Consider the following 14050-nt stretch of genomic DNA (forward strand, 5'->3'; position numbering starts at 1 on the left):
TTCACCTTTTAGGCGAACCACTTACGCTGTTATTGGCATATGCGCACGGTAGTATCCCATTCGTTGCACCGGTCGCGCAGATAGGCTGTCAGCGGATGGTCGGTGTAGAACGTATCGATTTCGGCCAAGGATGAGATGCGGGCCGGAGCTGCCCTTTGAAACTTCGAATGATCGGCCACAAGAAATGTGCGCCGTGTCTGGGCGAGAATTGACTGGCTGACGTGGACCTCTTGAAAATCAAAGTCCAGTAGATCGCCGTCGGTATCCAGCGCAGAGCAGCCGATAACGGCGTAGTCGAACTTGAACTGCCTAATGGTCGATATCGTCAGATTGCCAATCAGCCCGCCATCCGAACGACGCAGGACGCCCCCTGCAACGACAATTTCGCAATTGGGGTTTTCCACCAGAATGTTGGCGACGTTCATGTTGTTGGTGACGACCATCAGATCCTTATGGTTTAGCAGCTGGCGCGCGACAGCCTCGGTCGAAGTGCCGATATTCATAAACACCGACGCGCCGTCCGGAATGTCACCAGCACAGGTCAGCGCAATACGTGCCTTGGCATCTTCGTTCAGCGCACGGCGGTCTTCATAACCTATGTTTGAGACGCCGGACCGCAGGACCGCACCGCCATGCACGCGGTCCAGTTTCCCCATATCGGCCAGCTCGGAAAGGTCGCGGCGAATGGTTTGGACCGTCACACCGAACCGGTCAGCCAGTTCTTCAACCATTACCCGACCGTCTTTTCTGGCTACGTTCAGAATATCCGACTGGCGAAAGGAAAGAGACATGTTTGGCTCCGGATAAATAAGTAAGTTCGTTTTTGTTCGAACTAGAGGATTTTGCAAGCATTCGAACGCGAATTCAGTGAGTGAAGGTCAAAATTAAACAATCCAACGCTGTTTGGAAGTAAAAACGAAAAAATACGAATAATCGCATTGACGAAACGCGCTTGCGCCGGGTTAATGGCCGCGACTTTTCCAGCATAGGGAATCATCCGGATATGGAACGGCAAAGTGGCGAGGTCACAGACCTTTTCATCATCGGTGGCGGGATCAACGGGTGTGGTATTGCCCGTGATGCGGCCGGGCGAGGGATGTCTGTCACCTTGGCAGAGATGAACGATCTGGCGTCGGCAACTTCTTCGGCTTCAACCAAGCTGTTTCATGGCGGATTGCGATATCTGGAATTCTTCGAGTTTCGCCTGGTGAGAGAGGCTCTGATTGAGCGCGAAACACTACTGCGGGCGATGCCCCATATCAGTTGGCCGATGCGCTTTGTGCTGCCGTATCACGCTGACATGCGGTTTGACTCCGAGACACCGACGTCCCGGTTGCTGAGTACCGTGATGCCGTGGATGCGGGGACAGCGCCCGGCGTGGCTGATCCGTTTGGGGTTGTTTATGTACGACCACCTTGGTGGTCGCAAAATCCTGCCGGGAACAGCTTCGCTGAACCTGCGCAGCGCTCCGGAAGGTGCGCCGCTGCAGGATAAGTTCGAAACCGCTTACGAGTATTCCGACTGCTGGATCGAAGACTCCCGGCTGGTGGTACTGAATGCCCGCGATGCTGAGGCTCGCGGCGCGAAAATTCTGGTGCAGACTGAAGTTCTCTCCGCTGAACGGGTCGATGATCTGTGGAAGGTCACAATCCGCGATCAACAAAGCGGAGAAACAAGTGAAATTCGCGCCAGAATGCTGATCAATGCGGGTGGACCGTGGGTCGGAGACATCATCCAGACCAAGATCCGGATCAACTCCCGCGAAGGAGTTCGCCTGGTGCGTGGCAGCCATATCGTGACGCGCAAACTCTACGACCACGACAAGTGCTATTTCTTTCAGGGTGAAGACGGGCGCATCATCTTCGCCATTCCGTATGAGCGGGACTATACGCTGATCGGTACAACGGATCAGGACCATCCGGACCCGTCGGAGCCACCGGTCTGTACCGAGGAAGAGCAGGATTATCTGTGCGCGTTCGCTACAAAGTACTTCAAGCAGCCGGTGACGCGCGATGATATCGTATGGACCTATTCCGGTGTCCGTCCTCTGTACGACGATGGGGCCAGCAGTGCGACAGCTGCGACTCGCGATTACACGCTGAAGGTCGACGCGCAGGGCGGGGCGCCGGTGTTGAATGTGTTTGGAGGAAAGATCACCACCTACCGGCGCCTGGCGGAAAGCGCCATGGAAAAGGTGGCCGAGCATTTCCCCGATTTGCCCGGCCCATGGACAGCTGGCGTTGCGTTGCCCGGAGGTGACTTTCCGGTCCATGGCGTGCAGGATCTGGTTGAGGGACTATTGGCGGCCTACGGGTTTCTTGACCGCCCTTGGGCCGAGCGGTTGGTCCGCGCCTATGGCACCGAAGCCCGGACAATTCTTGGGGAAGCCACGTCTGCAGCAGATTTGGGCGAAGACTTTGGCGCGACTCTGAGCGCGCGGGAATTGGCGTGGTTGATGGACAAGGAATACGCCCGCACGGCCGAAGACGTCGTGTGGCGCCGGAACAAGATGGGCCTGAGACTGACCGCAGAGCAAATCGAGCACATTCAGCGCTGGATGGATCATCAAAACGCGCCGGCGGTCGTTACGGCCTAGGCAAACGGCCCGAAAAAAGCCCCGCCGGATTGGCGGGGCTTTTTGTTTTGGATCACGCGGCTTCCTCGGATGGGTCGGGATCGTTCTTGGTTCCCTTGATCCACTCCCGCAGGCTTTGCATCAAGGCGTAGAGGACCGGCACAAGGATAACGCCGACCAGTGTGGCCGCCAGCATCCCGCCGAATACGGCCACACCAATTGCCTTCTGGCTCGCTGCGCCCGCGCCGCTTGCTGCGAGCAGCGGAACCACACCCAAGAGGAACGACAAGGCTGTCATCATCACCGCGCGGAAACGCTGATAGGCGGCTTCGGCGGCGGCGTCCCGGATCGACAGGCCTTTGGCCCTTTGCTCCATCGCGAATTCAACGATAAGAATGCCGTTTTTCGAGGCGAGCCCCACAAGCATGATCATCCCGATCTGCGTGTACAGGTTGATGTCGCTGCCAACGATGGCCACAGCGGCCACAGCACCAAACAGCGCCACGATCACCGACAGCAGGATCGATACCGGCATAGTCCAGCTTTCGTATTGCCCCACGAGGAACAGATACCCAAACAGGATCGCCAGCCCGAGGATCACGATGACCAGACCACCCGAAGCCAACTGCTGTTGCGCAGTCCCGGTCCATTCAAAGGCGTATCCAGGTGGCAGGGCGGTGGCCGATTCTTCGGTCATCACTGTGATCGCATCCCCGGTCGAAAGACCCTCAGCCGGAACCGCTGTCACAGTCGCGGATCTGAACAGGTTGTGACGCTTCAGCAAAACCGGGCCCAGAACGTTTTCGACATCGATGAGCGTACCCAAGGGCACCATCTCACCTTTGGTCGAACGCACGTAAAGGTTCGAGATATCGTCGACATTGTCGCGATACGACCCTTCGGCCTGGATCATTACACGATAGACCCGCCCGAACAGGTTGAAGTCGTTCACGTAATACGACCCCAATTGCGCCTGCATCGTCTGGAAAACCTCGGCGACCGAGACTTCCAGCGTTTTGGCTTTTTCGCGGTCCAGATCGACAAACAGCTGTGGCACGTTTGCGCGGAAGGTGGTGTAGGCCTGTCCGATTTCGGGGCGCTGGTTCGCCGCATAGACGAACGACCCCACGGCCGAGGCCAGATCCTGCGGCGTGCCGCCGCCAGTTTGCTGAACCTCCATCTCAACACCTGCCGAGTTCCCGAGGCCTTGAATTGGTGGCGGGTTGAATGCCACGATCGAAGCCGCGGACTCACCGTATGCGATGGCCAAGACCTTTTGCAGAATAGCATCCGCACTCAGGTCGTCTTCTTGACGGTCGTCCCAGTTGTCGAGGTTCACAAAGATCGCGGCGCCGTTTGTGGTTGTGCCGTTGAGGATCGAGAAACCGTTGATCAGAACCGTGCTCGCCACGCCCGGGATCTGCTGAATCTGATCGTCGACCCGGCCGGACACAACCTCGGTCCGTTCCAGAGTCGCGGCATCGGGAAGCTGAATATCAACAAACAGATAACCGTTGTCCTCAAGAGGAAGGAAGCCGCTGGATGTGTTGGACATGATCGTGCCCGTACCCATGGCCAGCACGACAATGACGCCCAGCCCGACAACCGGCAGAATAAGCAGCTTGCGAACAATCGCGACATAGCCCGTCCGAATGGAGCCGATAAAGTTTTCAAACAACGCCAACAGTCCTTTGGGCGGGCCTGAGCGCGGTTTCAGCACAAGCCCACACAAAGCGGGCGAAAGGGTCAAAGCATTGATCGATGAGATCACAACCGCGGTTGAGATCGTCACGGCGAATTGCGAATAGAGCCGCCCCGAGATGCCGGGCATGAAGGTCACAGGCACAAACACCGCCAACAGAACCAGCGTGGTTGCAATCACCGGACCGGTGATTTGCCCCATGGCTTTGCGTGTCGCCTCAGCCGGTGGAAGACCTTCATCTGCGATGATCCGTTCGACGTTTTCGACCACAACGATGGCGTCATCCACCACGATCCCGATGGCCAGCACCAGCGCGAACAACGAAATCGTGTTCAGCGACATGCCGAACAAGAGCAGGAAGGCAAATGTACCGATCAGTGAGACCGGGATCGCAACCGCGGGAATGATGGTTGCCCGCCAGCTGCCAAGGAAAACAAACACAACCGTGATCACCAGCGTGAAAGTCAGGATCAGGGTTGTAACCACGTCATTCAAAGACTGTTCTACAAAGTCAGTGGTGTTGAAGGGGACGTCGTATTCCACATCCGTCGGGAAGGTGCGTGACAACCGTTCCAGTTCGGCTTCGACCCGTTCAGAGACCGCCAGCGCGTTCGCGCCGGGGGCCTGATAGATGCCGATAACGGTGGCAGGAACGCTGTCGAAATAGCCCGAAGCAGCATAGTATTGCGCGCCTAGCTCCACCTTGGCGATATCTTTGACACGCACGATTGACCCTGCATCACCAGTGCGGATGACAATGTCACCAAACTCGGCAGCCGAGGTCAGGCGGCCTTTGGTCTTGATGGTGTATTGAAAGGTTTGTCCTTCCGGCACCGGCGGCGCGCCGATGGAACCGGCCGATACCTCGACGTTCTGTTCACGAATGGCGCTGATCACGTCCCCTGGAGTGATGGACAGAGCTGCCATCTTGTCGGGGTCCATCCAGATACGCATGGCGTATTCCAGATTGGTCAGAACGTCCGCCTTACCAACGCCCTGAACCCGCGCCAGCGCGTCTTTCAGGTTGATCGAGGCATAGTTGGAAAGGAACACGCTGTCATAAGTGCCGTTCGGTGATGTTAGCGTCACCAGCAACAGCATGTTGGTCGACGCTTTTTGCGTGACAACACCTGACGACGTTACCTCGGACGGCAGCGAGGACATCGCCTGCGCCACGCGGTTCTGCACGTTGACCGAGGCAATATCGGGATCGGTGCCCACTTCGAACGTGATATTCAGCGAATACGAGCCGTTATCGGACGAGGTAGACGTCATATAAATCATGTCGTCCACACCGTTGACTTGCGCCTCGATCGGCGCGGCAACGGTGTTTTCCACGGTTTCGGCGTTTGCGCCGGTGTAGGTGGTCGTTACGCTGACCACAGGTGGTGTAATGTCCGGGAACTGGGCAACCGGCAAAACCAGATAGCCGATACCGCCCATGATGGTCAGGACAAGCGAAATAACAAGCGCCAGCTTGGGCCGGCTGATGAACAGGGCCGAGAACATCCGTTATTCTCCCGGCTGTTCAGAGGCGACGACGGCATCTACCGCCACACCTGGGCGAACCCTTTGCAGGCCCTCGACGATCACGCTTTCGCCTTCGCGCAAGCCATCCAGCACGATGATCGCAGTTCCGACGGTATCGCCAGTGGTGATATAGCGCTGTTCGACCAGTTGCTTGTCATTGACCACCAGAACAAACTCGCCACGCTGATCGCGCTGCAATGCGGCCTGCGGGACCAGCACCTGAAGCGTGGGCTCAAGCGCCTCGATCTGAACGCTCAGGAATTGTCCATCGATGATAAACCGATTTTCGTTAGGGAATTCTGCCCGAACCGTGATCGCACCGGTCAGTGGGTCGATGCGGTTGTCGACAAACACAATTCTGCCGGTCTCATCCAAATCTGTTCCGTTGGGCAGTGTGAGGTGCACATTCGGGCTTTTGTTGCTTTCGGCCAACGACGCAGCGCTTTCGCCGTATTGTTCAAGAACCGTGGTGAACTGCTTTTCATTCAACGAGAAATTCACGTAGATGGGTGCCTCGCTCACAAGGTTCACGAGCGGCGGGTTTGTTGGCCCCACCACGTCGCCGACACTTGTTTCCACGCGACCGATCCGGCCCGCAAACGGTGCGTGGATCTCGGTATAGCTCAAATCCAATTCGGCTTGCTGAATGGCCGCATGTGCCGCTTTGACCTCGGCCTCGGCGACCAGTTCATTGGCGCGGGCGATGTCACGCTCGGATTCTGGCGTGGCGTCGCGTTTATACAACTCTTCCTTCCGGGCCAGATCGACCTTGGCCAGTTCAAGATTGGCCTCGGCTCGGTCCAGATCAGCCTTGCGGGCTTCCAATGTCGCCTCGTAAAGATCGGGTTCGATAGTGAACAGCAGGTCGTCTTTTTGAACCAGCGCACCGTCTTCAACATCCTGGGTTTCCAGGAACCCGTTTACCCGGGCAACGATGTCGACCTTGTCGATCGCCTCGGCGCGCCCGATGAACACGGCCTCATCCGTTATCTCTTCGGTATAAGCGGCTGCAATCGAGACTTTCGGTGGCGGGGCGTCGCTTTGGTCCTGTGCGACGGCGGCATTTGCCAGTCCCAGACAGATCACAGCGGCGGAAGGCCAGATGAGCTTGCCGGCACGGCTGCCGTGATGGGATTTCGAAAACGTCGGTACAAGGGACATGGCGATTGCCTCGTTGAAGAAAACTATATGCGACCCGAACCGTCACTGACGGGCCGAGTCGCTGGAACTTTTCGTCAGGATGGCGGGTTTGAATGTATTTCTCAACCTTGTTCACGCCTGTTACCGGAACACGGATCCTGAAATTATCATGACAGGTGGCAGGTTTACCGGCACTTTTCGATAAGTATTCGGCGGATTGGTGCCGTGGCAATAGGCGGGCTCAGCGGATGACCAAAGAAAAGGGGGGGGCAAAATTGCCTTCCCGGTTGGTCGTCTGAATGACTTTTTAGTCCCGCGTGCCTGCGAACCGGGACTGCCAGTCTTCACGTTGATCATCCGTGATTTTGGCGAACAGCACATCCGGGACCGTGAAGTCATGTCCGGCGGGAAGGGCGCTCAACGCGGCAGACACATCTTCGGGCCAGCCAGTATCAAGCGTATTCATCGCGCTGAGCATTTTTGCCGAAGTTTCCGGAATGAACGGTGCGCTGAGTACTGCATAGAGGCGGATCAGGTTGAGGCCCAGGCGCACCTGGGCAGCGGCCTGTTCCGGGTCTTCCTTGAAGGTCGACCACGGCGCGGCGGCCTGAAGGTATTCGTTGCCCGCGACCCAGATCGCGCGCAGTTCCTGCGCGGATTTGCGAACCTCCATTGCCTCCAGATGCCCCTCATAGGCGCGGACGCGTTTGGTCAGATCGTCGATCAGGGCTTGCTCACGCTCGCCGTATGCGCCGCCCTCGGGAACGGCCTCACCGAATTTCGAGCGACAGAATTTCGTGATCCGGCTGACAAAGTTGCCCAAAACGTCGGCCAGATCCTTGTTCACCGATTGTTGGAAGTTCTCCCACGTGAACTCACTGTCGCTGCTTTCCGGCGCGTGGCTCAGCAGCCACCAACGCCAGAAGTCGGCGGGCAGGATATCCAGCGCCTGATCCATGAACACGCCACGACCCTGAGAGGTCGAGAATTGGCCACCGTCATAGTTCAGGTAGTTGAAGGATTTCAGGTGATCGACCATCTTCCACGGCTCGCCCGAACCCAGAATGGTCGCCGGGAAAGACAGGGTGTGGAAGGGCACGTTGTCCTTGCCCATGAACTGGACATAGCGCACGTCATCCGCGCCCTTGTCGGTGCGCCACCAGCGTTCCCAGTCGGCATCAGATTTGCCATTCGCATCCGCCCATTCCTTGGCGCAGGCGATGTACTCGATGGGCGCATCGAACCAGACATAGAAGACTTTGCCTTCCATCCCCGGCCAGTCCTGATCGCCCTTCTTGACCGGTACACCCCAGTCCAGATCGCGGGTGATACCACGATCCTGCAGTCCGTCACCATCATGTAGCCACTTCTTGGCAATGGATGTCGTCAGGATCGGCCAGTCGCTCTTGCTGTCAATCCATGCGTCCAACTGATCTTTCATCGCAGATTGACGCAGATACAGGTGCTTGGTCTCGCGCACTTCCAGATCGGTCGAGCCGGAAATGGCCGAGCGCGGTTCGATCAGGTCAGTCGGGTCCAGTTGCTTGGTGCAGTTTTCGCACTGATCACCGCGCGCGCGCTCATACCCGCAGTTGGGGCAGGTGCCCTCGATGTAACGGTCAGGCAGAAAGCGGCCATCGGCGTTGGAATAGACCTGTTTCTCGCTCACTTCGCGGATCAGGCCCGCGTCGTCCAACTTACCGGCAAAATGTTGCGTCAGATGCTTGTTCTGCTCGCTGGAAGATCGGCCAAAGTGGTCAAAGCTCAGCCCAAAGCGGTTTGCGATGTCGGACTGTACGCCATGCATCTCGGCGCAATACTCTGCGACCGGCTTACCTGCTTTTGCGGCCGCTAACTCGGCCGGTGTGCCGTGCTCGTCCGTGGCGCACAGGAACATGACCTCGTTCCCCCGGCCGCGCTGGTAGCGCGCGTACAGATCCGCCGGCAATTGCGAGCCGATCAGGTTTCCGAGGTGCTTGATCCCGTTGATGTAGGGTATCGCCGAGGTGATGAGAATCCGAGCCATGTTCCGTATCCGCGTAACTGTCTGCGCGCCCGTCTACATTATGTAACGGGCCAGCAAAACCCCGCATTCGCGGATAAGCGACCGAAAGGCTGGTAAGAGCGGGTCTGACACGGGCTTTCGCGTAATTTCCCGTAAACGTGTATAATTAGGTGCATCAGTCACGCGGGGGGCAATATGAAACTATTTTCGGTTGAACGCCTGAAACATCTGACCGTTATTCTCTGTTTGGGCCTTTTTGCGGTACCACCCGGCGTTTGGGCCGATCAAAGTAAAGCCATGGACGCTGTTGGGGCCTTCGACAAAGCGATGCTGTCGATTTTTCGCCGGGGTCAGGATGCGCTGACAGCAGAAACCCGGCCGGTTATGGTGATCGCGCGGGACGTCACCATCATGTCCGACAATGGCGAGGTTTCGTTCCCGAGGGGTGCACCGAACTATCTCATTTTCAAGTCAACTTCTCACGTTCTGCTTGGGATTATCGGAGCAGTCACCCCATGGCCGAACGAAGGCAGCGAGAATCCGCGCTGGAAGCAGGATTTTGCAACGATCGCACAGGAAATCGACACCCTGCTGGCCGCGATCAACGACCTCGACCTTCCGAAAGAAGAAATCGCCCGGCAACGGCAGATGCTGGAAGGCGCTAGTAGCTTTGTCAGCGGGGCGGTCAAACGCGGGACACTCACGCGGCAGGACGTGACAGATGCAATCAACGACATGCGCCCGATTTGGGCGGCCAACATGCGCGAAGCGGCGCGGGCTGAGCTGGCCACGTTACACAAGGCAGTGTCGGACGCGCGCGCTGCGGTCAGCAAAGAAGTCTGGGACGATATGTATGTCGTTCATCACGGTGGGTCGAATGTGACGGGAATAAACGTCGTCGAACTGTATCTGGAGCGGGTGATGCCCGAGAAAGTCGCGGCGGGCCAGGTCATGTTTGCCGAAAACGCGCATGGGAACAAAGCGATGGCCGATTTCGTCGGCTATGAGCGAATGCAACGTCTTGTCGGTGCCTGGGCGTTCGGGGATCCGGGGCGTATGGAAGTTGACCTGCTGGGTTATGAAGCGGGCTCGCTTTTGGATGAAATGATCCCGTCCCCGCCGCCGTCGGAGTAGCATTCCGGGCTCCCCCCCCCCGCGCAATCGCTTGAGAGGTTGACCATCGAGCAAGTCGATGAGTTCGGATCGGTTCACGAGGAATCTGTGGCCAATCGATAACGTTGCCAACCCGGGAAACTCCCGCCTCTTGTGCTATCGCCCTTCGCGGGACCGTTTCAGCAAGCGGCCAATCGTGAACGACGTGCGTGGCGCATAGACATAGTTGGTTCTCTCTTCCGGTGTCGGACGCGACCGCATTCGTGCAAGGCCGAAAACAATCAGGAACACATGCCCCAGTGCCACGAAGGCAAACAGTGCACCCGGGCCGAACTGTTGGATCAAGGTGGACGAAACATAGGGCGAGGCAATTGCACCCAGCGCGTACCAGAACATCAGCGCGGCCGATAATTCAACCCGTTGTTCCGTTGTGGCAAAGTCATTTGCGTGCGCCGATGACACCGAGAAGATGGGGAACGTTGTGAAACCAAACAGAACGGCGGCCGTCATGACGCCTATCGTGCCTGTTCCGCTTGCTGCCATTGTTACTCCGCAACTCAGAACCGCGGCAACGGAAAGCCAGATCAATACCCAGCGCCGGTCGTATTTGTCCGCAAGCCAACCCATCGGATACTGGGCAAGCGCCCCGCCCAGAACAAAAGAGGCCAGAAAGAAGGCGATTTGATCAACGCCCAGTCCAACCTCTTGCCCATAGACGGGGCCCACCATCCGGAATGAAGCCGAGCTCAACGCGGCCACAATCACGCCAGCGACCGCCAATGGTGAACTGCGCCAAGCCAGTTTCGGTCGCAGGCGCGGAGCATCGGGCGTTTCGGGCTGACTGGCTCGCGTCATCGTAAGGGGCAAAAGAGCGGCGCAGCACAGAATCGCCAACAGGTTGTAAGAGACATAAGATGCGGGTGGCAGAACGGCGATGATCAGCTGCGCGCCGAGGGAAGCCCCCATATCGACGATGCGGTAAGTGCCCATGGCGCGCCCGCGCGTCTCATTGGTGACCTTGGTGTTCAACCATGCCTCGATCACAGTATAGCTGCCCGCGACGCAGGTTCCGGATGCGATCCTAAGCGCTGCCCAGATATACGGGTTGTCGGTCAGGGTGTGACCGATCAGTCCCATCGCACCCAAAGCAGTGCAGACCGCAAAGGCGCGAGAGTGGCCGACGTTGCCCATAAGCCGCGGGGCCCACCAGCACCCAATAAAAAATCCAAGAAAATGCGCCGATCCCAGCAAACCGATTTGTTCGGTTGAGAAGTTTAGCGTCAGGCCCGAAATGGCGTCCAATGGTCCCACGCCGCCCGTCGAGAGCTGCAGAAGAATGACCGAAAGAAATAGGGCGGCAAAAGAAATGATCGTGCGCATAGTAGGGCCAGCATTACTGTATTAGCCCGCATTGCGCGTGCTAATTCGACTTTTGCGCGTCGTTTTTTGCCTTTCGTGTGTCAGGTCTTGCGGACCAGTTCGGCTCGGATGTTGAGAGAGACGGTGTCCGCGACCAGATCCGGGTATCCGGATGCGCCAAACGCATTGCGGTTCAATGCACCGGATAGCCGAATGGACAGAGCGCTCAGAGCATCCGCCGCAGTGCCGGGTCTGCGATAGAGATTGGCTCTGAGCGTCACCGGGCGCGTCACACCGCGAACGGTCAGATCTCCGGTTATGGTCGCGCCTTCGGAGATGCGGCCGGTTGGGCCAAGCTGAATTTGGGTGGATTTGAATGTGATGGTTGGAAAGTCCTGTGCGTTCAGAACGCTTTGACTCAGCATCGGGCCGCGGGCAAAGGGCAGCCTGGTGCGTGCAGCGGCCACATTCAAAACCACGGTGACGCGGCTGTTTTGCAACTGATCGGTGTCGATTTGGATGTTGGCGGATTGGATCGGCATCGTGCCTGACTGGGCGACCCCAGAGAGCGTGAAGGAAAAGCCGACAGATGTCCCGACCGGAGACAACATGTAAGGAATCAAAGCGGCCTGCGTTTGTCGTGCCAACGGCAACGTCGCCAGACCCGCCAGCATGAATCGTCTTGTCAGCGCTCTCATGCCGGAACCTCTTGCCTGCGCGGCCGGGAACGGCTGAGCAGGAACAGCAGAATGCCGATATTCAGGCCGTTCCAGAGGATGCCGTTTATGAAGGCCAGTTGGTAACTGCCGGTGACGTCGTAGATCCAGCCGGACATCCATCCTCCCAAAGCCATGCCCATGATGGTCATCATCATGACAAACCCCACACGTGCACCTGCTTCTTGAGGGGGCATGTATTCGCGCACCACTAGGGCATAGCCGGGGACAATGCCGCCTTGTGACAGTCCAAAGAGCAGGCTGATCACGTACAGCGTAACCATCCCGTCGTAGGGCAGGAACAAAAACAGGGCGAGGCATTGCAGGACCGAGCCAATCAGGACTGTTCGAACGCCACCCAGTTGATCGGCGACAAGGCCCGAGATGACTCGGCTGATGACCCCCCCGAACAGCATCAGAGACAGCATCTCGGCACCAACTGCGGGTCCATATCCCAACCCGACGCAGTAGGACACGATATGCACCTGTGGCATCGACATCGCGACGCAGCACGAGACCCCGGCCAACCCTAGAACATACTGCAGCGTCCGGGGTGATATTCCGACGCTTCGCGCTTTGATTTGCGCCGCGAATGCGGCGGTGCTGTGCGCCTCGTCCGGGACTTGGCGACGCAATAGCAGGGATAGGGGGATGACGACGACCAACGTTATGACCGCCAGTGTCAGGTAAACCTGCTGCCAGCCTTCTCGCGCCAATATGCCGGACAGTAAGGTGGGCCAGATTGCCCCGGACAAGTAGTTGCCGCTGGCCACGAGGCCCACTGCGATCCCGCGTCGCTTCATGAACCAGTGCGAGATATCGGCGATCAAAGGTCCAAAGCCGATTGACGCACCGAGACCCAAAAGAAGATGTGCGACGGACAATAGAACAATGCTGGGGGACAGCGTTGCCAACAGATAGCTGACGGCGCTTAGGATTGCGGCCCCGATCAGGGCTTTGGTTACACCCAGCCGGTCCACCAAATGCCCCATCCACAGATTGCCCAGAGCAAATCCGATCATGGCCAGCGTGTAGGGCATCGCCGCTTCGGCTCGTCCGGCGCCGAACTGCGCTTCGACAGCGGGCATCACGACGATGACGGCCCACATTCCCACATTTGCCACGGTTGCGATGATCAGGGTGATCGCAAGGCGCAGCCAGGAGTACGAACTATCGTGGATCGCGTGGCTCATGCGGAAACGCTAGGGCTCGCCCCATGTTTTGGCCAGTCACAACTCCCGTGAGGGGCGCATGATCACACGGGTGTGTCTTCTGTGGCGATCTGCTGCAGGTGCAGGCCAGCACGCGGTTTGGTCTGGGTGGCGTGCCAGCTGACCGGGGGCAGGGCGCGGGCGCGTCGGCGGGTCAGGGTCCAGCGTCGGGCCTCGGCCTTGTGGGTCGCCGCCATGTGCCAGCGCGTCTCGACCCCCTGCGCGCCGTCGTCACCGGGCGTCAGCAGCAGCCCCAGTGGAGCCCGCCCCATCGCGCCGCCTTGTTCTGCGGCCAGATGCATCCGCCGCACTGGCGTCAGGCCCGGCGCGCCCGGCAGATCACCGATGACCAACGGGATGGCCCCGCTGCGCAGCGCCTCTTCGATACACCACAGCAGGTCTTCGGATCGGGTCGGGCGGACGAACAGGAACCGGGCCGGATCGGCAAAGGCCATCATCCCGTCAGGGTTCAGCTGCCCCGGTTCCCACGCGGGCGAAATCCACAGCACCGGCCCCTGTGCCTGACCAGCCAACCACATGGCAAAGCTGCGCCGGGCAGGGCCGCAGGCCTCGTGCACGCGGGCCAGTTGCAGGCTGATCTGCGGATGGAGATGTATCCCCGGCGCCTCACGCGCGGGTTTGCGGCCAAGAAGGTTTGTAGACATGCCGTCAGATTAGCATGTTCTCACTTTGTTCTCA

10 protein-coding genes are annotated in these 14050 nt (G+C 58.4%); 2 read left to right on the forward strand and 8 right to left on the reverse strand.

Annotation, left to right across the window (positions count from 1 at the left end):
* Window positions 1–29: 29 nt before the first annotated feature.
* The gene (locus ACR0AA_RS06545) at window positions 30–791 is read right to left on the reverse strand and encodes a DeoR/GlpR family DNA-binding transcription regulator (protein ID WP_480661370.1); all 762 of its coding nucleotides are present in this window, start codon (window positions 789–791) and stop codon (window positions 30–32) included.
* Between the two features lie 212 nt (window positions 792–1003).
* On the opposite strand from ACR0AA_RS06545, the gene glpD reads away from it, so the two are divergent.
* Complete coding sequence (gene glpD, locus ACR0AA_RS06550) at window positions 1004–2596, forward strand: glycerol-3-phosphate dehydrogenase (RefSeq protein WP_480661371.1); 1593 nt, start codon at window positions 1004–1006, stop codon at window positions 2594–2596.
* Window positions 2597–2648: 52 nt separating this feature from the next.
* Here glpD and ACR0AA_RS06555 read toward each other — a convergent pair whose 3' ends face one another.
* The 3 genes from ACR0AA_RS06555 to metG form a co-directional block, all read right to left on the reverse strand.
* Window positions 2649–5786: an efflux RND transporter permease subunit gene (locus tag ACR0AA_RS06555; RefSeq protein WP_480661372.1), complete on the reverse strand. Its 3138-nt coding sequence runs from the start codon at window positions 5784–5786 to the stop codon at window positions 2649–2651.
* 3 nt (window positions 5787–5789) lie between these two features.
* Window positions 5790–6968 (reverse strand): efflux RND transporter periplasmic adaptor subunit, encoded by a 1179-nt coding sequence (locus ACR0AA_RS06560; protein WP_480755697.1) that lies wholly within the window; start codon window positions 6966–6968, stop codon window positions 5790–5792.
* A 286-nt stretch (window positions 6969–7254) separates the two neighbouring features.
* Window positions 7255–8973 carry a methionine--tRNA ligase gene (metG, locus tag ACR0AA_RS06565; protein ID WP_480661374.1) on the reverse strand — a complete coding sequence of 573 codons (1719 nt, stop codon included), beginning with the start codon at window positions 8971–8973 and terminating at the stop codon, window positions 7255–7257.
* Between the two features lie 174 nt (window positions 8974–9147).
* Here metG and ACR0AA_RS06570 point away from each other — a divergent pair, with 174 nt between their 5' ends.
* Window positions 9148–10086, forward strand: a complete 939-nt coding sequence (locus ACR0AA_RS06570; RefSeq protein ID WP_480661375.1) for a hypothetical protein — start codon at window positions 9148–9150, stop codon at window positions 10084–10086.
* Between the two features lie 135 nt (window positions 10087–10221).
* Here ACR0AA_RS06570 and ACR0AA_RS06575 read toward each other — a convergent pair whose 3' ends face one another.
* From ACR0AA_RS06575 to ACR0AA_RS06590, 4 genes are all read right to left on the reverse strand, one after another.
* Window positions 10222–11445, reverse strand: coding sequence for an MFS transporter (locus tag ACR0AA_RS06575; protein WP_480661376.1), 1224 nt, complete (start codon window positions 11443–11445; stop codon window positions 10222–10224).
* Window positions 11446–11525: 80 nt separating this feature from the next.
* Window positions 11526–12122, reverse strand: coding sequence for a YceI family protein (locus ACR0AA_RS06580; RefSeq protein WP_480661377.1), 597 nt, complete (start codon window positions 12120–12122; stop codon window positions 11526–11528).
* Window positions 12119–13333 (reverse strand): MFS transporter, encoded by a 1215-nt coding sequence (locus ACR0AA_RS06585; RefSeq protein WP_480661378.1) that lies wholly within the window; start codon window positions 13331–13333, stop codon window positions 12119–12121. The genes ACR0AA_RS06580 and ACR0AA_RS06585 overlap by 4 nt, the downstream gene beginning before the upstream one ends.
* Window positions 13334–13395: 62 nt before the next feature.
* Complete coding sequence (locus ACR0AA_RS06590; protein ID WP_480661379.1) at window positions 13396–14016, reverse strand: ImuA family protein; 621 nt, start codon at window positions 14014–14016, stop codon at window positions 13396–13398.
* Window positions 14017–14050: the final 34 nt, after the last annotated feature.

The organism is Ruegeria sp. CE8 (genome assembly GCF_056537465.1).